Genomic DNA, 22,082 nt, shown 5'->3' on the forward strand with positions numbered 1-22,082 from the left:
GAGCCGGCCTGTGCCCGCTCGCGCCGGGGAGTCCGCTACTGGAGGCTGGGAATGTTGGTGACGGAGTTCAGCACGGACGTCGTGGCAGCACCGGACCGGTTCGCGTTGTGGGAGGAAGCGGCGGAACAGTCGCACCTACGCAATCGGCTGCACAGCAACGACCGCGACAACTTCCGCGCGGGGATGCGCGCCCTGGACTTGACGGAACTGGGGGTGGCCGCGCTCGCCTACTCGCATCTGGAGGTCGCCCGGACACCGCGGCTGATCCGACAGTCCGACCCCGAGGTGTATCAGATCAACTACTTTCTCGGTGGACACGGGGCCGTATCCGTGGGCAAGGACGACACGGCACTGCGTACCGGCGACCTCTTGGTCATGGACAGCAGCCGCCCCTTCCGGGGCGAGGTCCACGCCGATCCCGGCAGTTGGTCGCACATGACTGTGCAGTGTCCGCGGGAGTTGCTGCCGTTACCCGCGAAGACGGTCCAGCGCGTGCTCGCCGTCCCGATCAGCGGACGCAGCGGCATGGGCGGGGTGTTCGCCCGTTGGTTGTCCGACCTGAACGCGCGCGCCGACGAGTTGACGCCGGCCGATATTCCCACCCTGGCCTCGGTCACCCTGGATCTTTTGGCATCCGTGTTGGCGCGCTGCGTGGAGTCGGAGGAGATGCTGAGCCCGGAGGCTCGAAGGACGGCTCTGCGTGCCCGGCTCGTTGCGTTCATGGAACGGCGCCTGGTCGACCCGGATCTCACGCCTCGGGCGGTCGCGGAGGCTCACAACATCTCTTTGCGTCATCTCCAGCAGCTCCTCGCCGAGGAGGACACGTCACCGGCGGCCTGGATACGGCGGCGCCGTCTCGAGCGTTGCCGCCTCGACCTGGCCGACCCCCGCGCGAGCGCCCACCCGATCCAGGCCGTCGCCGAACGCTGGGGCTTCACCAACCCGACCCACTTCAGCCGCCTGTTCCGGGCGACCTACGGCATGCCGCCGCGAGACTTCCGCAATCTGGTGCCCGCGGCATGCGCGAATGGTCAAGAACCGTGCGCGGAATGACTGGTCCGGGTGCTGTGGCCCTCGACATCCTGGATTCCTCGGCGAGAGCGGCTGCGGACGGGAAGCAGCCACCGCCAAGCCGGCATTGAGCCCCCGTGCCCACGCCGCGCCGGCATGGGCATCGTTCTCCCCGCCCACTCACCGAGGCAGGCCCGGATTCCTCGTTTCCCCATCGGACACTTCCTGGCGGGCTGCGAGGGCTGACACAAGAAGGAGTGGTCATGCTCGACAAGATCGGAAACCTCGGAACCTTACTGCTGGAACGGTTCCTCCCCTCCACCGACGCGGAAGCGCTCTCCTGCCGGGTGAAGTGCAACGCGGAGGGCTACTGGCAGGACTGGTGCTGCGACAGCAAGGGGTGCCGCTGGTGGGGCGAGCCCTCGATCAGCCACTGCTGACAACGCGGTTCCAGTGACCGGGGAGGGCGCACCGCTCGGGGCGCCCTCCCCGGCACGACGGGTCTCCGGCCGACGGGTCCCGAACCTGAGAGAGGCCGCGATGGACTACTTCGCTTACGGCGTGCGTGGGTTCCTGATCGCCGTGTTCCTGATCGCCGTCGCCGGCAAGGTCGGCGGGGCCGGGGCATTCTCCGCCTTCGTCGACTCGTTGCGGCCCCTCGCCGTGGTGCCCGAGTCGTCCGTACGGGCGGTGGGACTCGCGGTGGTCGCGGTGGAGGGCGCGATCTGCGTCGCGCTGGTCTGGCCGTACGCCATGGCGACACAGGCGGGCCTGGCGGCGGCCACCGCCCTCCTCGCGGTGTTCGCCGTGGTCATCGCCCGGTCGGTGAACAAAGGAACCCCCGTGCTCTGCCGGTGCTTCGGCCGCTCGACCGCGCCGCTGGGTCGGGTGCACGTCGTACGCAACGGGTTGCTGACATCCGTCGCCGGCGCGGGCACCGCGGCGGTGGCGGCCGGCCCGGCGGGCGGATCGCACGCCGGAACGGCCGCGGTGGCGTGGTGCGCGGGCGTGATTGTCGGCGGCCTGGTCATCGTGCTGGAGGACCTGGTGAGCCTGTTCCGACCCGCTGTTCCTTCCTTCCCGACCGAGTGAGTAACTGACTGAGAGGTGCCGGATGGCTGCTCTGACCGCGGCAGTGGTGCTCGTTGGCGCCCTGTGTGTACTGGATCTGCTGCTTACCATCGGAGTGATCAGGAGGTTACGGGAGTACGGCCCGGCCGGACCCACACCGGGCCGGGGGATGACGCCGCTGCGCCCCGGAGAGGAACTGCCCGCCTTCACCGCCGTCACGGTGGACGGCGAAGCGGTGGACCCGTCCGTGCTGCCGGACGAGGCACTGATCGTTTTCCTTTCGCCCACCTGCGCGCCGTGTCGCGCGAAGGTGCCGGAACTCGTCGCGTACGCCGCCGCCGAGCCCGCCGGCCGGGACCACACGCTCGCCGTCGTCGTCGGCGAACCGCACGAGTGCAAAGGTTTCGTCCGGGAGTTGAGCCCGGTGGCCCGGGTCGTCGTCGAGCCGAAGGGCGGTCCGGTGTGCGCGGCCTTGCGCGTGGACGCGTTCCCCACGAGCCTTCGCGTGCGCACGGAACGGAACCGTACCGTCGTCGTCGTCGGTGAATCGGCGGAGTCGGCGGAGTCGGGGCGGAAGGTGTCCTCGCGATGAATCCACCCGTACCCGCACGGCGGGGCGGGCTGCGTCTGGCCGTATCGCTGGCGCTCGGGGCCGCTCCCGTCGCGTGCGTGCTGTTGGGCGCGCTGACTCTGGCCACCGGTCTGTTGACGGTCGCCACGGCGTGGTTGACCAAGTCGGTGCTGGACAACCTGGGTTCGGACCAGGGCACGAGCGCGCTGCTCGCCCCGGGTGTCGGCCTTGTGGCCGTCGGGACCGCCGCCGCCCTCGTGCCACACGTGTGCCACTATCTGTCCGCCGAGGTGAACCGGCGTACCGCACTGCGCGCCGACGCCCGGCTCTTCGCGAAGGCGGCGGGCTTCCCCGGCCTGAGCCGCTTCGAGGACCCGCAGTTCCTGGACCGACTCCAGCTGGCGCGGCGCGGCGGTGGCCACATCCCCGCGCAGGTGCTGAATGCGGCGCTCGGTCTGGCACGGTCCGCGATCACGGTCGCCGGGTTCCTGGGTTCCCTTCTGGTGCTGAACCCGCTACTGGCGGTTCTGGTGGCCGTCGCCGGAGTGCCGACACTCTGTGCGGAGCTGGCCCTGGCCCGCCGACGGGCGAATGTGGCCTGGCATGTCGGGCCGAGGGAGCGACGGGAATGGTTCTACAGCAGCCTCCTGGCGGATGCGGACGCCGCGAAGGAGGTGCGGCTCTTCGCCATCGGCGACTTCCTGCGGGACCGGATGCTCACCGAGCGGCGAACGGCCAACGCGGCGCGACGGGCCGTGGACCGGCGCGAGGTCGCCGTGCAGTCGTTCCTCGGACTGCTCGCCTCGCTGATCACGGGCGGAAGTCTGCTGTGGGCGGTGCTCGCGGCGTCCCGGGGCCGGTTGTCGGCGGGTGACGTCACGCTCCTGGTCGCCGCCATCGCCGGCACCCAGTCCTCGTTCGCCGCGCTGGCGCAGGAGGCGGCTCGCGCCAACGAGTCGCTGCTGAACTTCAGTCACTACCAGTACGTGATGGACGCCCCGCCCGACCTGGTACTCGCACCGAAACCCCGGCCCCTGCCCGCCCTGCGCCTCGGCATCGAACTGCGCGACGTGTGGTTCCGGTACTCGGAGCAGCACCCGTGGGTCCTCAAGGGTGTCGATCTGACGATTCCCCACGGGAGTTCGATCGCGCTGGTGGGCCTCAACGGGGCGGGCAAGACGACGCTGGTCAAGCTGCTGTGCAGGTTCTACGACCCCACCCGGGGCGCCATCCTGTGGGACGGCGTCGACCTGCGCGAGGTCGATCCGGCAAGGTTGCGCGACCGGATCACCGCGGTGTTCCAGGACTTCGTCCAGTACGACCTGACGGCGGCGGAGAACATCGCACTGGGTGAACTGGACGCGCTGGACGACGAGGAGCAGATCGTGGCGGCTGCCCGGCGAGCCGGGGCGCACGACACTCTCGAAGCGTTGCCGGAGGGCTATCGGACGCCGCTCACCAGGACGTTCTTCATGGAGGCGGACAAGGACGACCCCGAGTCGGGTGTGCTGCTCTCCGGTGGCCAGAGCCAGCGGTTGGCATTGGCCCGGGCCTTCCTGCGGGGCACCCGGGACCTGATGATCCTCGACGAGCCGTCGGCGCGACTGGACGCCGAGGCCGAGTACGCGGTCCATACCTCGATCACGCGGTACCGCCGCGGCCGGACCAGCGTCCTGATCTCCCACCGGATGGGTTCGCTCCGCAACGCCGACGCCATCGTGGTCCTCTCCGAGGGGCGCGTGGTCGAACGCGGTGACCACGCGCGACTGCTGGCGCTCGGCGGCGAGTACGCGCGGCTCTTTGCCATCCAGGCCGCGGGCTATCTGCCCGACGCCGTCGAGCCGCCCGAGGGAACAGCGCTGACGCAGGTGTCGCCGTGACCGGTCGGCGGAGCGTCCGGTGGTCGGCGGTGACGCTGGCCGTCCTCGCGGCCTGCGGCGCGGGCGCCGCCCGTCGGCTGCTCGTCGTCACCGTGCGAGGGGCGAGCATGGTCCCCACACACCACCACGGGGATCGGCTGCTGGTGCGCCGGACGCGCACGGTGCGCCGGGGGCAGGTCGTGGTGGTGCTGCGCCCCCGGTCGCCGGCGGTCTGGCGAGAGGACCGGCGCAGTCCGCTGATCGTGAAGAGGGTGGCGGCGGTACCGGGAGAGCCATTGCCGCGTGGGACGGTCCCGCCGTCCACGGAGAGCCGTGACGGGCGGGTTCCTCCGGGATTCGTGGTGCTCCTCGGCGACAACGCCGCCGCCAGCGTGGACTCGCGCCAGTTGGGCTTCTTCCTGTACGGCGACGTGGTCGGCGTGGTGACGCGATCCCTGCCCCGCCTCGAAGACGCACACCGACGGTGAGCCCCTGCCCTTTGACTGGCCGGCCGGGCCCACACCGGTGCGATGGGTCGAGCGGCGCAGCAACTCTCGCGGGTGCCAGGGCCGTTCGGGGGAATGCGCGAACGGGCCGCAGTCCGCCTCGACGCCCGGGGCTTGGTGACGCGGGGTGGGCGGCGGCGACCGCCGAGAGCGGTGGACGCCGCCGGCGTTGTTCGGGCGGCCGTCCGAAGTCCGGTCGGTGACCGCGGCGTTGGGCCCGCCGGGCGGACCGGATGGGTTCGAGCAACTTCCAACAGGCGTCGGACAGATCACTGGGATGGCGCCGATGTCCGGTCATCCTTGAGCAGACGTCCTAGTCTCACCGCTCGACGCGCAATCCGATCTGCGACGGGTCCGACGAGCGGTCCTCGCCCACCGAGCCCGCGAACCGGACGTGCGTGAACGATCGTTTCCCGCGTCGACGAGCTCGCGCGTGCGGTACTCGGAGACGGGTATGCCGGGGTCGGCGAGCGGCACGGGGAAACGGACAGGTGGCACACCGGCAGTACGCTCCGTGCCGACTCGACAGGCATCCCTTGCGGCCGGCGACGGCCCGACCTCCGCACCGTCCGCCACGACACGGCCGTTGGGGCGGCGGGTCCGACGAAGTGCGCCGGCGGTGGCGTTGTCCGGGCTACCTCGCGTCGCCGAATCGATCGAGCGCCGCGTACACGAGGGTCGGCGGTAGTTGTGGCTGCAGGCGGACGTTCGTCGTGTACACGAGGACGACGATGGTGCTGTCGCGGCGGGCGATCGCGGTGAGCGTGGCGATTTCGTCTCTCATTTGATACCACCGGGTGACACTGGTGCTCGGATCCACTCCGCGTAGTGGGTCCGGTATTTCGTCGGTACGACTCGTGCCGGGGCAGTCGGCTGTCAGGCTCTCCAGGTCGCGAACAACACCGATCGCCTCCGCCTGATCTTCGAGACGGATGACGATCTCGATGAACGATGCCGTCGAGCTGGTGTAGTGGAACTTCCGTGCGTTTGGAACCCTGAGCAACTGACTCCCTTTCTCGCAGTAGATCGTCACCGGAAATTCCAACAACCCCGGGCGGATCCTGTCGGTGTTGTTCAGCTTCCAGGGAGCAACCTCGCGCGGAAGCTGGCGGGGGTTGAGTGGTCCGGTGGTCGCGGGGCCGCCTCGCGACATGCCATCCAGGTCCGCGGACCGTGCGCCGAGGACGGATGCCACAATCACGATGGCCGCGGCGACGCCGAGGGCGACCCGGCGCCGGATGCGTCGCCGCCGTCCCCGCCGGCGCGCCGACGCCGCGGGACGCGGCCTGACGGCGGCTTCGGTGCGCACGACGAGGGCGCCCAGATACTCGGTCAGCGCGGCCTGTTCGTCGTGTTCCGACGATGCGCGGCGTTCAGTGGCGCGGCCGGGCATCCCGTTCGATTCACCCATGGCGCACCTCTGCGGTGTCTGCGCGCTCCGCGACCCCTCGCGGGCGGCTGGGGGCGGTTGTGGTCAGATCGACGGCCAGCGCGCGGCGTGCGCGCGTGAGCCGGACTCGTACCGCGCCGGCCGATATCCCCAGGTCTTCGGCGATCTCCTCGATCGGCAGGTCGTAGAGAGGGAACAGCACGACGACCAGGTGTTGGCCGACGGGCAGCCGCCGCAGGGCCCAGACGAGGTCGACGTGATCGGGGGTCGGATCGGGAACCTGTTGGGGTCCGCCGAGCCGCAGGTGGGCCCACAGCCGGTGGCGCGAACGCCGCCAACTGCTCACGGCCAGACGCAGCGCCACCCTGCGCACCCAGGCGGCCGGATCCCGGGCGGCCGAGACGGTCGGCCATCGCTCCCAGGCCCGCGCGAACGCCTCGTGGACGGCGTCCTCGGCCTCGGTCACGTCGCCGGTGAGCTGGTAGACCGATGCGATCAGCCGACGTGAGGTGCTCGCGTAGAACGCGTCGAAGTCCGTTCGTAAGTCCTCATCGTCCCGCATCCCGTCCGCCTCCGATGTCGGCTCCCGTGCGCCCTCGTCGAAAAGAGGACGCCCGAGCCGGCCGGAATGTTACGCGCAATCACGCGGATCCACTCCGCCCGACGGGGCGACGGCGGACGCCGTAACCCCGGGAGTGGGCCTGCGTAACATTCCGGGCCGCCCGGGCGTCCTCTTTTCGACGGACATCGAGTGCGAGGCGCGCGCCGCGTGACGGTCGGGATCGCCGCTCGTCCCGACGCACCTGTCCATGGCCGGCGCTCCGCCGCGCCCTCGGGGCCGTCCGTCTGTCGGTCGGCAACAGGGCACGCCCGGCCGTGCATCCACCCGTCTGTGGTCCGCCGTCCGCGGCGAAGGAAAGCGAGGACAGACATGCGAATCGAGACCGTGGCACGACACGCACGTCCGCCCCGTGCGCAGCGGTCCGATCCGCCCCCGGGCCGACGCGTGCGGCGCTCCGACACGGCCGCGGCACGGCCGGGCGATCTCCGGTCGTGGCGACCGGAGATCGCGCTCGGGCCGGTGTCGATGTGGTCGAACACGTCCCTCTCGACAGGACCCCGAAGGTTTCTGACGTCGGTCCGCCGGCCGCGTCCGAAGGCATATCGGCTCGTCCTCGTCGTGTCGGGCACCGCGCGAGCCTCCCGGGGCGGACGGGACCGGATCCTGGGCGCGTTCGAGTTCCACACGTTCGACGCGGCGGACCCGTATACGTTCCGCGCCGCCGGAGACCGCATCACGATCGTGGGCCTGGAGATTCCCAAGGCGCTGATCGGGATGTCCGCGGCCCGGGCAACGCGTGCGATGGAACACCCCGTGTCGGGCCGGGAAGGGATCGGCGCCCTGTTGGCCCAGACGCTCCTGCGCCTGACATCCGACACCACCGCCTACCCCGCACCCGACGCCCGGCGTCTGGGCATGGTCGTCGCCCATCTGGTCACGGCGATGTTCGCCCACGCCCTCCGGGCCGACGATCAATCCCTCTCCCGGACCCCGCGAGGGATTCTCCTGGCCCGGATCCACACCTACATCCACGAGCGTCTCCCCGACCCCGACCTCACACCCCGCACGATCGCCGCCGCCCACCACATCTCGCCCAGACATCTCTACTGCCTGTTCCGGGACGAGGACGACTCCGTAGCCGCCCACGTCCGGCGCGCCCGCCTGGAACACGCCCGACGCGACCTGGAGGACCCCACCCAGGAACGCACGCCCGTGTGCGTGATCGCCGCACGCTGGGGCTTCACCCACCACGCCGTCTTCACCCGCACCTTCCGCACCGCCTACGGCATCCCACCCGCGAAACACCGCCACCAAGCCATCCATGACGGCAACCCGCCCGCCCGGCCCCTCGAGGGCCGAACCCGGGAACGCCGACGGGAACGTTCCCGTCGGAAGCGCTGATTCGTGCCGGCATCGGCGGAACTTCTGGGAGTTTCGATGAATGGCGGACCCGCCCGGAATCCACCACCGAACGACGACGCCAACGCCTGACCGCGGCGATACAGAAGATCTCGGCCGCGGACGTCTGGGTCAGTGTCGTGGGGCGGTGATCGCGTCCGCTGCGATCAGCAGGTGCGGCAACGGCCCGGTGAAGTCCGGCAGCAGCGCCAGCGCCACCGCCCATGCCTCGGTCCGATCACCCAAGGCGGGCCGGGTCAGCGCGCGCAGGGCCGTACGGGTGTCGGCGTACCGTTCGGTGTCGCGCTGGTTCAGGGCCCGTAAGGCGTTCCTTGCCGGGGCGCCGTGGCGGAGGATGACCGCCGCGGACAGGGTCCCGCGGGTGTGCGCGCGCATGACGCTGGCGTTGGATCGGTCCGCCCGGAAAGGTGTCGACCTCACGATCAGCCCGGTGGCCGGGTCCGGGTCGACCCACTCGGGGACGGGGTGGCGCGACGACGTCGCGGGCAGGTACGCCCGCAGTTCGGGTGGGCACCCCGGTTGCCTGGCCAAGGCCATGCGCACGTACTCGGACCACGGCAGGCTCCGGTGCTCGCGGAGGATGAGGTCCCAGTCCAGCGGACCGCGCGGGGCCAACAGCATCGCCCCGGCGCCGGGGAGGTGCTTCTCGTCGCGCAGCCGTGCCACGACGGCCGGCATGCCCGTGAACTCGTCGAGCGCACGCGTCACCAGTGCGGCGTCGGTCGGTGCGGCGAGGGCTGCGGCCACCGTGTCCGACGGCGTGCCCGTCGCGTGCGGCAGCACGCGCGGCAGTGCGGCGGTGACCGCGGCGGGTCCTGCCGTACGCAGCAGGCTCAGGCAACCGCGCAGGAGTACGCCCGACAGCCACGGTCGTCTCGCCCCGTGCTCGGCGAGCCGGTCGAACGCCCCGGTGACCACACGCGGGTCGTCGGACTCGACCAGCACGCAGATGCGCTCGAACAGTGCGTCGCGGCGGCGAATCTGCCGGTGGTCGGGTTCGCTGTACAGGAGTTCGCGCAGCGGCGTCGCGGCCACGACTCGCGGCAGCACCCGCAGCCGCGCCTCACGGGGAGAGGCCGGGTTTGCGAACACCCCCGCGGCGACCGCAAGCTCCGGGGCGTGGGCGGCCAGATCCGACAGCATCTCCGGTGTCGCACCCGGATTGCCCGCGAGCCACGCCCGCTCGTCGACATCGCCGTGCGCCACGAGGTACGCACCGGCGGCCTCTCCCACGCGCGATGGCCCCGCGAACAGTTCCGCCCGCAGCCGTCGATCGATGCGACGCAATACGGCACCGGTGATCGACGCGGGTGCCTGGTCGAGGAGCAGAGCGAGCGGGTTCACGACCCCAGCCAAGCAGAGCCGCCCGGATCGCCGGCCCCTCGGCCGACCAACTCCGTTGCGTCCGCGAAGACCTGTGGCCACACAAGGCGTCGACCACGACGCTCGCAAGCCGCTCGCCCTCGGTAGTAGAGGTACAGGCCGAACTCCGGATACCACCCCTCCCGGCCGTGTGGATTCGTGCCGACGGCGTACGGGGCTCCGCGACGGGAGCCGTGGCCGGCGAGTGACCTGCGGGTTGTGGGGTAGCCGCGCCCGTAAGCCCCATCACCCGGGGAGCGAGTTCGTTGGCCGCAGTCGCGCTGAGGAGCCGCACCAGGCGCGAGGAGGAAAGTGAGAATTCCATGAGCACCGTTGGACAGTCGGGCCGCGGCAATTCCCAGGAGTCGATGGGCAATCTCGTTTCACGAGCGTCGCAGCAGATTTCCGAGTTGGTCCGCGAAGAAATGCAGCTTGCCCGGGCGGAGATGACCCAAAAGGGCAAACGTTTCGGGGTCGGCGGTGGCCTGTTCGGCGGCGCCGGCCTGGTCGGCATCCTGGCCGCGGAAGCCCTCGTCGTCACCGTGGTCGCAGCCCTGGCCCTGATTCTGCCGGTGTGGGCTTCGGCCCTGATCACCGCTGCCCTGTTGGCGGCCGTCGCCGCGGGAATGGCCGCCGCCGGGAAGAAGCAGATCGCCAAGGCCGGCATTCCCGCACCCGAACAGACCATCGACAGCTTCAGGGCCGACGTCGCCGTAATCAAGGAGAAGGCACACCGATGACCCACCAGCCCAAGGACAAGGAATCCGCGCCCACGCGCGAGCAGTTGCGCGAGAAGATCGAGGACACCCGCGACGAGCTCGGCCGTACGGTGGAGGCGCTGGCGGCCAAGGCCGACGTCAAGGCCCAGGTCAAGACCAAAGCGGCCGACATCAAGGAGCAAACCGCCGAGAAGGCCGCCCACGTCACCGACCGGCTCCGGGACAAGGCGGCGGAGGCCACCGAGTCGGTCAAGGACAAGACGCCCGACCCGGTCCTCGACAAGGCGGCCCATACCGCGACCCACCTCCGCGACAGTGTGGCCCGAGCCGGACACCTCGCGGCCGACAAGACCCCCGACCCGGTCCGCGAGAAGGCCCACATGGCCGCGACCACGGCAAAGGCCAACCGCACCCCGCTGATCGCCGCGGCAACCGTCGCGGTCGCCGTGGTGGTGCTGCTGCGCCGAGGCCGGAGGCGCCGGTGAAGGCGTCCAAGATCGCGTACAAGCCGGTCGGCCTGGTACTCGGTGCCACCGCCGGCATGATCGCCGGCGTGGTCTTCAAGCAGACGTGGAAGATGATCGCCGATGACGACGCCCCCGATGCCACCGACGAGGACCGCGCCTGGGCCCAGGTGCTGCTTGCCGCGGGCTTGCAAGGCGCGATCTTCGCCGTCGTCAAGGCCGCCGTCGACCGGGCCGGAGCGGTAACCACCCGGCGCCTGACCGGCACCTGGCCCGGCTGAGGCCGGGTAAGCCGGGTACGACCCCGCGCTGCCCCGGTCGCGAACAGATCCCAACCGGGGGCGCCGAACGTGCGAAGCAGGCCGTAGCGTTCCAGGGCCTTGACCGCCCCCACGCGGCTGACGTACCTCCTCGAAGCGCCGTCGGCGAAAGGCGTATCGGAGCAGCGGGTGAGGCACGGCTATCGCGCCTCGAAGGCGGCGCGCAGGATGTCGCGATGGGCGCGGACGTAGCGGATGTCCGCCTCGTAGAGGTCGGTGTGGCCGTCGGCGATGTGTTGCCGGAAGGCTTCGTTGCCCTGCGCGGCCTGGTCGCGCATGAAGTCGATCAGGGCTTGCAGGCGGTCTGGGACGGTGTCGATGACCTCGGCTCCCACGCCCGGCCCGTACGCCCGGCAGAAGGCGGCGGCCCGGTCTCCCTGCTCGTGTGGTGTGCCGAAGCTCTCCGGGTTGTCCGGCCCTTGCAGCGGCGCGAACCGGTACACGGTGTAGGCGACGTCCCAGACGCGTGGCCCCGGGTGCGCGGCGTCGAAGTCGATGAAACCGACTGCCGCGCCGTCCTTCACCACGCAGTTGTACTGGGCGGCGTCGCCGTGGCACATGACCTCGGCCGGCTGCCGAACGGGGAAGAGCCAGGGATCTGCGGGGTCCGGGCGGAACGTGGCGCTCGCGTCGTGGAGGTCTCGCAGCAGTGTGGCCGCGGAGGTGAGGAGTTCGGGGGTTCTGAGGTCCGGGGTGAGCACGCTGTGCACCTCGCCGTCGAGGAAGGTGAGCATCTCGTTGCCGTCGGCGTCGAAGCCCCGTGGCTCCGGCAGGCCGTGGAACCCCCGGTCGTGGATGTGGCGTAGCAGCCGGTGGATCGCCGGCGTCGCCGGGGACGCCGGCCGGTGGACGACGCCGCCGTGGCGGCGCACGACGTTGACGCCGCCGCGGAATTCCTGCCATTCGGTCATTCGTGCCTCACTGTCGCCGCGCACTGAACATGGCTGTGGATCGTGGGTCATGGGTCGAGTTGCAGGGCCGGCCCGGCCGCATGGGCGGGCGAGTCGGCGGCGCGATGCCCGGCCGGCGGTGGGGTCGGCCCGGCATCGATGCGTCGCCGCTGTCGCGCATGTGCCGATTATGGGTCGCAATCCGGGAGGGCTTCGCAACGACCGCCGGGTCGTTGGTGATCAGCGCGCGGAGCCGTCGGACCACATTCGGCCCAGTCCGGCGAGGGCAGCGTGGCGTCGGGTTCGCCCGGCGTGCTCTAAAGGCATGGATCAACGCGGGCTTGTCCCTGTTGCCGTGCCGGACCGCGCGCCGTCGAAGGAAGGGGTGTCCGGCCTGAGGAGGTCCCCGGCGTGGGCGAACAGGTCGGGCACGGTCGGCCCGGTCGGTCACCGAGTACACCGACGAACCGGCATGCCTCGGCCGGCTCTGGAAAGACCGCCGTGGGCGGTGTGGTCGTGGGCGGTGCGGCACTGTGTCACGACCTCGTCGGCGCCACGCCGTCGTCGCCGCGTCGGGGGCGTACTTGTCCGGGCGGGCGTCGCACGCGAAGGCGTGTTCGGCGCCCGGGTAGGTGTGCTGCTCGAAGGCCGCTCCGGCGCCGGTCAGTGCGGCGTCGATCGCGGCCACGTGTTCGGCCGGGATGGTCCGGTCCTGCTCGCCGGTGTGTGGCGGCAACGGTGCGTCGATCCTCGTCGCCCTGTCCAGCACCGCATGCGGTCCTGCGGCGATCCCGGGACCGTGGAAGACCGTCACACCGGCGAGTTTGGGGCGGCACGTGGCCGCGGTGAACGCGGCTCGGCGTGTTCCCCCGTTCGGACACGGCCCGCGGCGGTGCGGGCCGGGGCACTCCGGATCGGCTTCCACGCGTGCCGGGGGCTGCTCGTTCGCCCATTTGGTTACTGTATGTCATGTATGCGGCAAGAAAGTTGGTACGCTCCCGGTCGTGACGTTGACACCCAGTTTTCGGGCGCACGGACTCGACCGGATGTTCCTCGGATGGGAGGAGCGCGATCCGGGGCGCTCGGATGTCTCGGGAATCGCACATTTCGAGGGCGCCCCACCGCGTGTGGAGGATCTGCGCGCGTGGCTGGCGGGCTTCGTCGATAATCTGCCGGGACTGACCTGCCGGCTTGTGGGCTCGTCACGGCGCGCCCGGTGGGTCCACGACCCTCACTTCGACCTCGCCCGGCACGTCGTGGAGGTCGAGGTGGCGATGAACACGCCCCTGGAAGCGGTGGCGGCCTCCGTGCTCGACCGCCCGCTGGAACGGGATCGGCCCGACTGGGACCTGTCGCTGATCCACGGCTACAAACCCGGGTGCTACAGCCTGTGTTACCGCGTCCATCACTGCTGCCAGGACGGCGGCGCGGCGTCCCACACTCTGCGCACCGTGCTCACCGGCGCCGCCCGGGGCGGGACGAGCAGGCCCGCACCGCTGCCGGGCCGGGTGATGCGGGCCGCCGGGCTGTTCGGCCGGCTGCTGGGCGAGATCGCCGGGACGAGCCTCGTCGGGACGAGCGCGGCGCCACCGCTGTCGGGGCGACGTCGTCTCCTGTACGCCCACGTGGACACGGCACGCCTGCGACGCGTGGCCCAGCCGCTCGGCGGCGGCCCGAACGAGGCCCATCTCGCCGCGCTCACCGGCATATTGCACCGGTGGTCGGAGGCGTCCGGAGTACGGCTGCACCGGCCCGCGCTGTTCCTGGCCGTCGACGCACGCCGTCCCGACGACCTGCCGTCGTGGGGCAACCGTGTGCTCGCCCTGCGGTTGCCCCTGCTCGGCGCGTTCAGTTCGCCCCGGGAGCGTCTGGTGGACCTCGTCGCCCGAGGCGCGGCCGCGCGAGGTCGTCGTGCGGCCGCACAGGACCTCGTGCGGTGGCTGCCCGGTCGCCTGTGCGGTTGGCTACTGGGGCGGCAATTGCACCCCCGGCATGTGATCGGCGGCAGCACCACGCTCCTGTTCACCGCCGGCGCGGGCTTCGACCCGAAGGTGGTGGCCTTCCATCCCGCTCTGCCGCCCGGCCACCTGTTCGTGGCGGCCCTGCTCGTCCACGGCACGAGTGCACAACTGTGTCTCGTCGTCGACGAGGCGCTGCCCCTCGGGGAGCGGATGGCCGACTTCTACCTCCAGGCGCTGGCCGACCTCGAAGCGCCGGCGCCGCCGGTCATCCCGACCCAACCTCCGCGGGCGAAGCCGACCCACTCGTGAGGCTGCTGATTCTCGGCGGAACCTGGTTCCTCGGCCGCGCCCTGGCCGAGGAGGCCGTCCGGCGCGGCCTGTGCGTCACCACGTTCAACCGCGGCCTGTCAGGCCCCGACACACCCGGTGTCCGGGCCCTGCGCGGCGACCGCTCGTCGCCCGACGCCATGCGGAGCCTCTCGGCGTGTGGCCCGTGGGACGCCGTGATCGACACCAGCGGCTACATCCCCCGCACCGTCCTGCACGGCGCACGCGGCCTCCACGAGGCCGTCGGCCGGTACGTGTTCGTATCGAGCGCCGCCGCCTACCGCGACTGGCCCGAGCGGCACGTGAGCGACGAGTCGGCGATCCGGAACTGCCCACCGGACGCCACCGGTTCACCGCCGGGCTCCGTACGGCCGTTCGCACCGCAACGGTACGGAGAGCTCAAGGCGGGCTGCGAACGCGCCGTTCGCTCCGTTTTCGGCGACCGGTCGACGATGCTGCGGGCCGGCGTCCTGGTCGGCCCGTACGAATACGTCGGCCGGCTGCCCTGGTGGCTGCGGCGCGTGCGGCGCGGCGGGACCGTACTCGCCCCGGGTGATCCGAACCGGCAGGTACAGGTCACGGACGTGCGCGACATCGCCGCCTTCGCCCTCGACGTGGCCGTGCGCTCGCAGGACACGTCGTTCAACCTCACCACGCCCCTGGACGGATCGCTCACCTTCGCCAGAATGCTCCATGCCTGCCGCCTGACCACCGGCTCCACGGCCTCCTTCACCTGGGTGGACGACGGCCTCCTCCAGCGCTGCGGCATCAGCCCTTTCACCGAGCTGCCCCTGTGGCAGCCCGGACCCCGGACGTGGACCGTCGCGGGCGACCGCGCGCGTGCCGCCGGATTCTCCTGCCGTCCGATCGAGGAGACCGTCCACGACACCTGGGCATGGATGACCACCGGCGACCCCGCCGTGGCGCACCCCCGCCACGACGAACACGGAATGGAACCCGCGAAGGAGCGGCGGATCCTCACCACCTGGCGCCTGCGAAAGGAACTCGGGCACGCACACGAAGCCGCGCGAGGTACCGGGCCGGAAGCCGTCCCGCCCCCTCGACGACAGCGCCGCGTCCCTGACCGGAGGGACTGAAGGCACTGAACTCGCGGATGAACGTCCAGAGCCCAGTGGGTGGATCGGGGTCCGGCGAGAGGCTGTGGCCGGTCCGATGCGCGGGGTGCGTATGCCGCGGCTGTGGCCGTGCTCGATCACGGTTGTGGGAAACGCCCTTGGGCTTCGTGGTCCCGGGTCGACGCGATGGCCGTCCGTACTGCTTCCAGTAGGGTTTCCAGGCCCTGGGCCTGCTGCCACTCCTCGGCCGAGTGGTGCCATGTGTGCTGCGATGCCGGGGCTTCGGGCGGGCCGGCGATGATCTCGATGGTCCGCCTCCCCTTCCGGTTGGGGGGTGTGACGCGCAGGGCCATGTTCCGGATGTGGAAGCGCTTCGGATAGCCGCCGAAGATCTCCAGGATCCGGCCGTCGAAGGTGTAGAACTCTCTGCCTGCCCTGGCCGTGATCTCGTCGTTCATGGGGTGACGCTACACGCGGGGATTCGTGGCCGTCAGGAGTCGGAAGGCATCGGGTGATCCCGGCCCGCCGCGCCGCCCCGGACCATCGCTCCCCGGCCCCGGCCCCGCCCCGACCGGGGAGGAATCGGTGGGGGTAGCCCCCCGGCGGATACGGCCACGAGCCCCATCGTCGGTCGGCTGCGTTGCCCGACAAGCTTGTTGCCGACGGGGGGGCGGCCCCGAGATTCACGACGCGAACGAATCGGGGGCTGGGATGAAGCGTGTACATCGGGTCTTGGTGACTGCGGCGACGGCATTGGCGGTGGTCGCGGTGCCCTCCGCGGCGCTTGCCTCGCCCGGGAAGGCGGATCGGGGCGGCCTGCAGAAGGGGCTGGACGAGATCGTCGCGAACGGCGCCGTGGGCGCGGTGATGGAGGTGGGCGGCCACGGCGGCGGCGTGTGGCGGGGCGCCAGTGGTGTCGCCGAGTTGGGTACGACGCGGGAGATGCCGGCGCACGGCCGGTCCGGGCGGGCAGCATTACGAAGACGTTCGTCGCCACCGTCGTGTTGCAACTCGTGGACGAGGGCCCGTTGCGCCTGGACGACACCGTCGAGAAGTGGCTGCCCGGCGTCGTCCCCGGCGGTCATCGGATCACCGTGCGACAGCTCCTCAACCACACGAGTGGGGTGCCCGACTACCGTGGGACGCTGCCGATGCCACCGACGCCGGAGTTCGAGGCCGACCGGTTCCGGACCTGGTCCGCGACCGAGCTGATCCGGCGGGCGGTGAGCCGGCCGCCGACCTCCGAGACACCCGAACCGGGGACCGAGTACGCGTACTCCAACACCGGTTACCTCCTGCTCGGCGAGATCATCCGGAAGGTGACCGGCCGGTCGTATGCCCGGGAAATCGAACGCCGGATCATCGAACCGCTGCGGTTGCACGGGACTTCGCTGCCGGGGACGTCCTCGCGTATTCGCGGCCCGCATCCGCACGGGTACATCCCGGTTCGGCAGGGCGACGAGACGCGACTCGTCGACTTCACGGAGATGAATCCGTCGCTGATGGGCGCGGGTGGCGAAATGATCTCCACGACGGAGGACCTCAACCGGTTCATGGCCGAACTGGTCGGTGGGCGCCTGCTGCCGCGTCATCTGCTCGACGAGATGAAGACGGCGGGCGTCGAGGGAAAGCAGTACGGGCTGGGACTGCGGTGGCAGGGCACCTCGTGCGGGGTGCCCGTGTACGGCAACGACGGTGATGCCCTGGCGTATCAGGCATGGTCGTTCTCCACGGAGGACCGGCGGCGCCAGGTCACGATCGCGCTCACGCCCGACTTCCGTGGTGATCCCGACGATGCCGTGAAAGCCCTTCTGGACAAGGCGATCTGCGGCTGACGGTCACAACGATGGGTTGTCCGGGGGCGGGTCGGCTTCGGCGGGGGCCGGCCGCCGACCCGAAGGCCGCCCAAGCGCGCCTGCCGCAAGGCCCGTTGCCCGCTGTCGAGCCCCCGTGAGAGGATCAAGATTTTGAGCAAATCATCAAGTTCTGCGAACGTGCGAACGGCAGGTGGCGTTGATGTACACACCAGAATCGGCGGAAGCCCGCATCGAGGATGCAGGCAACATCCTGGTCGCGCCTTCGGTGTTGCACGACAACGACATGGTCGGAGATTTCTTCGGATCCACGATCACACCCGAGGATCTTGCCTCCGGTGCACCCGACCTCGCGCAGAAGACTGTCTACCTGTGCGGCGACATATCCGGGATCGACAGCCGTCAACTGCGTGCGGCTGCCCGGGTATTCGTCATCAGGGAGCTGTCACACGGTTACCACGAGGGCGGCCACGAACCCTGGTCGCTTGTCGACCTCGGCCGGGTTCCCCTTCGGGTGCACGGCATCGGCGTGTACTACCGCCGCTTTTTCGGACTCGACGGCGATCACTTCGGGCGGATCCGTGCCGAGCACGCGTTCCAGTCCCTGACGGAGTCCACCAAGCCTGGGACGGCCCACCGCAGCGGCATATATCTGACGCCCGTCACACAAGACGGTGACGAGCTGCATTTCCGCCTGCTCCGGTGCTCCACGAATCTCTCGGGCCCGACCGAGAACTTTCGCGCGACCGACACGCACATCGTCGAGGCCCTGAACCGCGAGGCCGCCACCGTCTTCCGGAACCAGGCACCGCTGAACCACGTCCTTGCTCAGACCTACCACAACACCCTTGCCACGGCCGAGCGCAAGCAGTCCAAGGCCAAGATCTCGGCCCATGCCGACAAGACCAAGGACATGCCGGTCAACGGCATCATGGCCTTCTGCACTTTCTACGACGGGCTGGACCGGCTGCGGCCTCTGGCCGAAGACGCGTTCGACTACGGTGTGAAGGGTGTCAGCGGCCTGACCAAACTCCGCTTTCACCTCAAGGAGCCGACCGAAGGGCGCGATGGGGTCGCACTCCCCTCGCAGTTCACGCTGACCCTCTATCCCGGCTCCGTGTTCTTCATGCCGTTGTCCACCAACCGCCTGTATACACACGAGATCCGGCCCTCGACGTTGGACGCCGAACTCCTCCCGACCCGCCTGGGATACGTGGTGCGCTGTTCGAGCACCGAAGCCGTTCACAAGAACGGCCACACGTTCCTCAAAGTGGCCGAAGATTTGGTGAAGCTGGCACCACCCACACCGGCCGGCATGGACGACCTGCGCAGGCTGTACGCGGAGGAGAACCGGACCACGTCCTTCATCGACTACGGTGACGAGTTTCTTTTCAGCATGAACACGGGAGACTACGTTGCCCCGCACCTCTAGACTCCCGGACGAGATCCTCTCCTGCACTTTGTCAACCGACGAGAATCTCTTTGCAGAACTGTCCGCGTCGACTCAATGGGAAGACGTCGGAAAAGGCCGGCGAGGCGCCGTGCTGACCAAGGTCGACGAGGCCGGCGGCGTACCCCTCGTACGCACCACCACTCGGTACGGCAGCCCGGCGCAGCGTTTCCGGGCGGTGCACGAACGGCTGGCACGACGGGTTCAAGAGCGCGCGGCGCTTTCGGCCGATTTCAACAACGCTCTCATCGAGATCTACACGAACGCCTACACGACCATGGGCAGCCACTCCGACCAGGCCCTCGATCTCGCCGACAAGTCGTTTATCGCCGTCTTTTCCTGCTACCGGTATCCCGACGCGAGCCCGCCGAGGAAGCTGATCTTCGAATCGAAGGGGTCCGGCGGCGAGAAGTTCGAGATTCCTCTCACCCACAACAGTATCGTCGTGTTTTCTGTCGACGCGAATCGGCGATTCAAGCACAAGATCGTATTGGACACGCCCGCCCAACCGACGGATAATCAATGGTTGGGCGTAACGTTTCGCACGTCCAAAACCTTCGTTGGTTTTCACGACGGACACGCATGCCTTTCGCAGGGTGCGCGTCTCATATCGGCCGACGATGAGCAGAGGCAAGAGTTCTACCGTCTGCGGCGCCGCGAGAACAACGAAACGGACTTCACCTATCCCCTGCTGTCCTACACCATCAGCGAGAGCGATCTGACGCCGCCGGTCTGACCTCGGACGGGCTCGCGGCACGAGGTGCTCGGCCGGTGCGGTCGCTCAGGCGGCGAGGCGCCGTGCGAGGGCGGGGATGACGATCGTGGCGGCGACGAGGTGTGTCAGGACGAGGAGCGCCTTCGTCGACGGAGCGGCGTCGATGATGATGTCGGGGACGACCGACAGTGCGGTGAGCGCCACGGTGGTCCGGACGAAGGTGCGGCGCGGGGTGCGTGCCCGACGGTTGAGGACGGCGGCGAGCGCGAGGCCGACGAGCGAGAAGACGGCGGTCAGCACGGCGAAGCCGGTGACGGGAATCGGTGATCCGTCGATGTCGAGGCTGATGCCGGCGGCGTTGCCCACAGCGGCGACCGCAGGGGTCGCGGCGGCGGCGAGTGCGGCTGTCGCGATGCCGGTGCGGACGAGCGAGCGGGGCGCGACGGCGGGGGCGGTGGTGGGGGCCGTGATGGTCATGGTGTCCTCTTCGGTTCGAACTGCCAACGGTGATGTACGCGATGCAGGTAAGACCCGCTGCGCCGCCACAACTCATCGGTCACGCGGGAAACAACTTTTACGAACCTCGGAGACGCCGCTCGGTCGACGTGCCACCGGCGAGTCCCTCCGCCGAACGGAAAGGGTTGGGGCGTTGGGACTGTGATGGGGTCAGGTTTGGTGTAGTTCGGTTGTTGTTGTGGTGGCCTCGTCGAGTGCTGTCGGGATGGGTGTGACGCCGAGGCCGGGGGCCGTGGGGACTGTCAGGTGGCCGTTTTGCAGGACGAAGGGCTCTGTGATGTCGGTGGCGAAGTAGCGGTTCGAGGCGGAGATGTCTCCCGGCAGGGTGAAGTTCGGGAGTGCGGCCAGTGCTGTGTTGCCGGCTCGGCCCAGGCCGGTTTCGAGCATTCCGCCGCACCACACCGGGATGCCGGCGGCGGCGCAGACGTCGTGGATTCGGCGGGCCTCCAGGTAGCCGCCCACGCGACCCGGTTTGATGTTGACGATGTGGCAGGCGCCGAGCGCGATGGCGTCGGCGGCGGAGCGGGCCGAGACCACGGATTCGTCGAGGCAGATCGGGGTGCGCAGGGTGCGTGCGAGGGCGGCGTGGCCGAGCAGGTCCTCTTCGTCGAGCGGTTGTTCGATCAGGAGGAGGTCGAAGGCGTCGAGTCGGGCGAGGTGTCGGGTGTCGGCACGGGTGTAGGCGGCGTTCGCGTCGACTTGCAGGAGGATGTCGTCGCCGAAGCGTTCACGGACGGCGCGGACCGGCGCGATGTCCCAGCCGGGTTCGATTTTCAGTTTGATGCGTTGGTAGCCCTGCGCCAGATAGTCCGCCACGGCGTCGATCAGTTCCGGGACGGAGTTCATGATGCCGACCGATACCCCGCTCGGGACGCGGTCGGCGACGGCGCCCAGGCCGGCCGCGAACGATCGGCCCTGGGCGCGCAGTTCGGCGTCCAGGACGGCCATTTCGAGGGCGGACTTTGCCATGCGGTGGCCTTTGACCGCGGCGAGCAGGGGTGCCACCGTGTGGGCCGTCACGGACTCGGCCGACAGCAGCCGGGGCACCAGATGGCGCAGGAGGACGTCTTCGGCGCCCTCGACGTACTCCGAGGAATAGTCGGGGTCGGCGCCGGCGACGCACTCGCCCCATCCTTCGGCGTCCGGCGTGGTCACCTGCACCACCAGCGCCGAGCGCTCGTATTCGATGCCCAGGGACGTGCGGAAGGGGCTGACCAGCGGCAGGGAGATGCGTCGGAGCCGGACGCGCTCGATCCTCATCGGCCCTCGCCTCGGGTGAGTACGTAACCGCACGCCGCGCGGTCGAAGTCGACCAGTCGGGCGCCGTCGGCCAGCAGGGTGCCCAGGGTGTCCCGGAGGGACAGGCGCCAGTCACGGGCGACGGAGGGCTGTCGGAGTCGGAGGAGATCGATGTCGGGCGGTATGGCGACCAGGACCGTTTCCTCCGCGACGAGAGCGCGTGCAGGCGCGAGGGCGCCGCCCTCGTCGCAGGCCGCCACGACCCGCTCGTCGCGCAGGTCCCAGCGCAGCATCAGCCGATCCGACTCGTCGGCGGCGTTGAGTCCGTCCGACAGGGGGCCGTAGTAGTCGGGCAGGTACGTGTCCGCCGTGCCGCCGAGTTTGTGGAGGTTGAAGTGGGCGTTGCGGGCGACGAGCGGGTCGAAGGTCCAGGTGATGTGATCGACGCCGTGCTCCAGGGCGTGCGCGCGCTGGTCCAGTTTGAGCGCGTAGCCGACATCGCGTCCGCGAGCCGTGACGTGGACGCCCGCGATGTGGCTGTGCATTCCGGGTCGGCCGGGTGGGCCCCACAGGCCGATGCACGCTCCGAGCAACCGGTCGTCGCCCTCCGCCTCGTCGAACGCACCCACCACGTAACTCCCGGCGTCCGCCATCGCCTTGACGACGTCGCCGGCGAGCGGCGGGCGGTCCGGGTCGGTCTGCCACACCTCGCAGAGGAAGCGGGCGCAGGCGTGGCTGCTCGCCGTCGAATCCAACATCCGGATCCGCACGCCGGATCTTTTGCCGGCGCGCTGTGCGCTCGCTCGTGCCGTGGCTGTCGCCACACCGATGTCCATGACC

Annotated in this window: 24 protein-coding genes; 15 read left to right on the plus strand and 9 right to left on the minus strand. The window is 70.0% G+C overall.

All coding sequences use genetic code 11. From position 1 onward, the window contains the following. The first annotated feature begins 51 nt into the window (after positions 1-51). The 6 genes from ACMXN5_RS00855 (at position 52) to ACMXN5_RS00880 (ending at position 5,000) form a co-directional block, all read left to right on the plus strand. Entirely contained in the window at positions 52-1,053 is a 1,002-nt protein-coding gene (locus ACMXN5_RS00855; RefSeq protein ID WP_439673504.1) for a helix-turn-helix domain-containing protein, read from the plus strand. Positions 1,054-1,274: 221 nt separating this feature from the next. Beyond that, positions 1,275-1,451, plus strand: coding sequence for a hypothetical protein (locus ACMXN5_RS00860; protein WP_439673505.1), 177 nt, complete (start codon positions 1,275-1,277; stop codon positions 1,449-1,451). A gap of 100 nt (positions 1,452-1,551) precedes the next feature. Then, on the plus strand, positions 1,552-2,103 hold the full coding sequence (locus ACMXN5_RS00865) for a MauE/DoxX family redox-associated membrane protein (protein WP_439673506.1): 552 nt from the start codon (positions 1,552-1,554) through the stop codon (positions 2,101-2,103). Positions 2,104-2,125: 22 nt separating this feature from the next. Beyond that, on the plus strand, positions 2,126-2,674 hold the full coding sequence (locus ACMXN5_RS00870; protein ID WP_439673507.1) for a TlpA family protein disulfide reductase: 549 nt from the start codon (positions 2,126-2,128) through the stop codon (positions 2,672-2,674). Then, complete coding sequence (locus ACMXN5_RS00875; protein ID WP_439673508.1) at positions 2,671-4,533, plus strand: ABC transporter ATP-binding protein; 1,863 nt, start codon at positions 2,671-2,673, stop codon at positions 4,531-4,533. The genes ACMXN5_RS00870 and ACMXN5_RS00875 overlap by 4 nt, the downstream gene beginning before the upstream one ends. Beyond that, the gene (locus ACMXN5_RS00880; protein WP_395796750.1) at positions 4,530-5,000 is read left to right on the plus strand and encodes a S26 family signal peptidase; all 471 of its coding nucleotides are present in this window, start codon (positions 4,530-4,532) and stop codon (positions 4,998-5,000) included. Before ACMXN5_RS00875 ends, ACMXN5_RS00880 begins: the two co-directional genes overlap by 4 nt. A gap of 652 nt (positions 5,001-5,652) precedes the next feature. On the opposite strand, the gene ACMXN5_RS00885 is transcribed toward ACMXN5_RS00880, so the two are convergent. Both ACMXN5_RS00885 and ACMXN5_RS00890 read right to left on the minus strand, forming a co-directional pair. Then, positions 5,653-6,429, minus strand: a complete 777-nt coding sequence (locus ACMXN5_RS00885; RefSeq protein ID WP_439673509.1) for a hypothetical protein — start codon at positions 6,427-6,429, stop codon at positions 5,653-5,655. Further along, positions 6,422-6,970, minus strand: a complete 549-nt coding sequence (locus ACMXN5_RS00890; protein WP_439673510.1) for a SigE family RNA polymerase sigma factor — start codon at positions 6,968-6,970, stop codon at positions 6,422-6,424. The genes ACMXN5_RS00885 and ACMXN5_RS00890 overlap by 8 nt, the downstream gene beginning before the upstream one ends. A 525-nt stretch (positions 6,971-7,495) precedes the next feature. Between ACMXN5_RS00890 and ACMXN5_RS00895 the strand changes: the two genes are divergently transcribed. Beyond that, on the plus strand, positions 7,496-8,371 hold the full coding sequence (locus ACMXN5_RS00895) for a helix-turn-helix domain-containing protein (RefSeq protein ID WP_439677925.1): 876 nt from the start codon (positions 7,496-7,498) through the stop codon (positions 8,369-8,371). 129 nt (positions 8,372-8,500) lie between these two features. Here the strand turns inward: ACMXN5_RS00895 and ACMXN5_RS00900 are convergent, their stop codons facing one another. Continuing rightward, positions 8,501-9,733 carry a hypothetical protein gene (locus ACMXN5_RS00900; RefSeq protein ID WP_439673511.1) on the minus strand — a complete coding sequence of 411 codons (1,233 nt, stop codon included), beginning with the start codon at positions 9,731-9,733 and terminating at the stop codon, positions 8,501-8,503. 341 nt (positions 9,734-10,074) lie between these two features. Between ACMXN5_RS00900 and ACMXN5_RS00905 the strand changes: the two genes are divergently transcribed. From ACMXN5_RS00905 to ACMXN5_RS00915, 3 genes are read left to right on the plus strand one after another with little or no spacing between them, the layout of a single operon-like run. Beyond that, on the plus strand, positions 10,075-10,491 hold the full coding sequence (locus ACMXN5_RS00905) for a phage holin family protein (RefSeq protein WP_439673512.1): 417 nt from the start codon (positions 10,075-10,077) through the stop codon (positions 10,489-10,491). Further along, on the plus strand, positions 10,488-10,955 hold the full coding sequence (locus ACMXN5_RS00910) for a DUF3618 domain-containing protein (protein WP_439673513.1): 468 nt from the start codon (positions 10,488-10,490) through the stop codon (positions 10,953-10,955). Before ACMXN5_RS00905 ends, ACMXN5_RS00910 begins: the two co-directional genes overlap by 4 nt. Further along, entirely contained in the window at positions 10,952-11,215 is a 264-nt protein-coding gene (locus ACMXN5_RS00915; protein ID WP_439673514.1) for a DUF4235 domain-containing protein, read from the plus strand. The genes ACMXN5_RS00910 and ACMXN5_RS00915 overlap by 4 nt, the downstream gene beginning before the upstream one ends. A gap of 179 nt (positions 11,216-11,394) precedes the next feature. Here ACMXN5_RS00915 and ACMXN5_RS00920 read toward each other — a convergent pair whose 3' ends face one another. Together ACMXN5_RS00920 and ACMXN5_RS00925 are read right to left on the minus strand one after the other, a co-directional pair. After that, positions 11,395-12,165: a phosphotransferase gene (locus ACMXN5_RS00920; protein ID WP_439673515.1), complete on the minus strand. Its 771-nt coding sequence runs from the start codon at positions 12,163-12,165 to the stop codon at positions 11,395-11,397. Positions 12,166-12,172: 7 nt separating this feature from the next. Next, positions 12,173-13,069, minus strand: a complete 897-nt coding sequence (locus tag ACMXN5_RS00925; protein WP_439673516.1) for a dienelactone hydrolase family protein — start codon at positions 13,067-13,069, stop codon at positions 12,173-12,175. 79 nt (positions 13,070-13,148) lie between these two features. On the opposite strand from ACMXN5_RS00925, the gene ACMXN5_RS00930 reads away from it, so the two are divergent. Together ACMXN5_RS00930 and ACMXN5_RS00935 are read left to right on the plus strand one after the other, a co-directional pair. Then, positions 13,149-14,414, plus strand: a complete 1,266-nt coding sequence (locus ACMXN5_RS00930) for a wax ester/triacylglycerol synthase domain-containing protein (protein ID WP_439673517.1) — start codon at positions 13,149-13,151, stop codon at positions 14,412-14,414. Then, positions 14,411-15,529: an NAD-dependent epimerase/dehydratase family protein gene (locus ACMXN5_RS00935; RefSeq protein WP_439673518.1), complete on the plus strand. Its 1,119-nt coding sequence runs from the start codon at positions 14,411-14,413 to the stop codon at positions 15,527-15,529. The genes ACMXN5_RS00930 and ACMXN5_RS00935 overlap by 4 nt, the downstream gene beginning before the upstream one ends. Before the next feature lie 116 nt (positions 15,530-15,645). Here the strand turns inward: ACMXN5_RS00935 and ACMXN5_RS00940 are convergent, their stop codons facing one another. Continuing rightward, entirely contained in the window at positions 15,646-15,966 is a 321-nt protein-coding gene (locus ACMXN5_RS00940) for a hypothetical protein (protein ID WP_439673519.1), read from the minus strand. A 543-nt stretch (positions 15,967-16,509) separates the two neighbouring features. Between ACMXN5_RS00940 and ACMXN5_RS00945 the strand changes: the two genes are divergently transcribed. From ACMXN5_RS00945 to ACMXN5_RS00955, 3 genes are all read left to right on the plus strand, one after another. Further along, the gene (locus ACMXN5_RS00945) at positions 16,510-17,343 is read left to right on the plus strand and encodes a serine hydrolase domain-containing protein (RefSeq protein WP_439673520.1); all 834 of its coding nucleotides are present in this window, start codon (positions 16,510-16,512) and stop codon (positions 17,341-17,343) included. Between the two features lie 181 nt (positions 17,344-17,524). Further along, positions 17,525-18,754, plus strand: coding sequence for a hypothetical protein (locus ACMXN5_RS00950; protein ID WP_439673521.1), 1,230 nt, complete (start codon positions 17,525-17,527; stop codon positions 18,752-18,754). Continuing rightward, a complete protein-coding gene (locus tag ACMXN5_RS00955) occupies positions 18,738-19,508 on the plus strand; it encodes an alpha-ketoglutarate-dependent dioxygenase AlkB (protein ID WP_439673522.1) in 771 nt (256 codons plus the stop codon). Before ACMXN5_RS00950 ends, ACMXN5_RS00955 begins: the two co-directional genes overlap by 17 nt. A gap of 45 nt (positions 19,509-19,553) precedes the next feature. On the opposite strand, the gene ACMXN5_RS00960 is transcribed toward ACMXN5_RS00955, so the two are convergent. The 3 genes from ACMXN5_RS00960 to ACMXN5_RS00970 form a co-directional block, all read right to left on the minus strand. Then, complete coding sequence (locus ACMXN5_RS00960) at positions 19,554-19,964, minus strand: DUF6069 family protein (protein WP_439673523.1); 411 nt, start codon at positions 19,962-19,964, stop codon at positions 19,554-19,556. A 189-nt stretch (positions 19,965-20,153) separates the two neighbouring features. Next, on the minus strand, positions 20,154-21,263 hold the full coding sequence (gene menC / locus ACMXN5_RS00965) for an o-succinylbenzoate synthase (RefSeq protein WP_439673524.1): 1,110 nt from the start codon (positions 21,261-21,263) through the stop codon (positions 20,154-20,156). Beyond that, positions 21,260-22,078, minus strand: a complete 819-nt coding sequence (locus tag ACMXN5_RS00970; RefSeq protein WP_439673525.1) for a hypothetical protein — start codon at positions 22,076-22,078, stop codon at positions 21,260-21,262. The genes menC and ACMXN5_RS00970 overlap by 4 nt, the downstream gene beginning before the upstream one ends. Positions 22,079-22,082: the final 4 nt, after the last annotated feature.

The organism is Embleya australiensis (genome assembly GCF_051903075.1).
Lineage (GTDB): Bacteria > Actinomycetota > Actinomycetes > Streptomycetales > Streptomycetaceae > Embleya.

Coding starts and splice junctions, on each gene's coding strand:
- ACMXN5_RS00865 (WP_439673506.1), top strand. CDS start 1,552: ATGGACTACTTCGCTTACGGCGTGCGTGGGTTCCTGATCGCCGTGTTC.
- menC (WP_439673524.1), bottom strand. CDS start 21,263: ATGAGGATCGAGCGCGTCCGGCTCCGACGCATCTCCCTGCCGCTGGTC.
- ACMXN5_RS00890 (WP_439673510.1), bottom strand. CDS start 6,970: ATGCGGGACGATGAGGACTTACGAACGGACTTCGACGCGTTCTACGCG.
- ACMXN5_RS00960 (WP_439673523.1), bottom strand. CDS start 19,964: ATGACCATCACGGCCCCCACCACCGCCCCCGCCGTCGCGCCCCGCTCG.
- ACMXN5_RS00895 (WP_439677925.1), top strand. CDS start 7,496: ATGTGGTCGAACACGTCCCTCTCGACAGGACCCCGAAGGTTTCTGACG.
- ACMXN5_RS00910 (WP_439673513.1), top strand. CDS start 10,488: ATGACCCACCAGCCCAAGGACAAGGAATCCGCGCCCACGCGCGAGCAG.
- ACMXN5_RS00870 (WP_439673507.1), top strand. CDS start 2,126: ATGGCTGCTCTGACCGCGGCAGTGGTGCTCGTTGGCGCCCTGTGTGTA.
- ACMXN5_RS00875 (WP_439673508.1), top strand. CDS start 2,671: ATGAATCCACCCGTACCCGCACGGCGGGGCGGGCTGCGTCTGGCCGTA.
- ACMXN5_RS00860 (WP_439673505.1), top strand. CDS start 1,275: ATGCTCGACAAGATCGGAAACCTCGGAACCTTACTGCTGGAACGGTTC.
- ACMXN5_RS00950 (WP_439673521.1), top strand. CDS start 17,525: ATGTACACACCAGAATCGGCGGAAGCCCGCATCGAGGATGCAGGCAAC.
- ACMXN5_RS00905 (WP_439673512.1), top strand. CDS start 10,075: ATGAGCACCGTTGGACAGTCGGGCCGCGGCAATTCCCAGGAGTCGATG.
- ACMXN5_RS00970 (WP_439673525.1), bottom strand. CDS start 22,078: ATGGACATCGGTGTGGCGACAGCCACGGCACGAGCGAGCGCACAGCGC.
- ACMXN5_RS00855 (WP_439673504.1), top strand. CDS start 52: ATGTTGGTGACGGAGTTCAGCACGGACGTCGTGGCAGCACCGGACCGG.
- ACMXN5_RS00940 (WP_439673519.1), bottom strand. CDS start 15,966: ATGAACGACGAGATCACGGCCAGGGCAGGCAGAGAGTTCTACACCTTC.
- ACMXN5_RS00920 (WP_439673515.1), bottom strand. CDS start 12,165: ATGACCGAATGGCAGGAATTCCGCGGCGGCGTCAACGTCGTGCGCCGC.
- ACMXN5_RS00885 (WP_439673509.1), bottom strand. CDS start 6,429: ATGGGTGAATCGAACGGGATGCCCGGCCGCGCCACTGAACGCCGCGCA.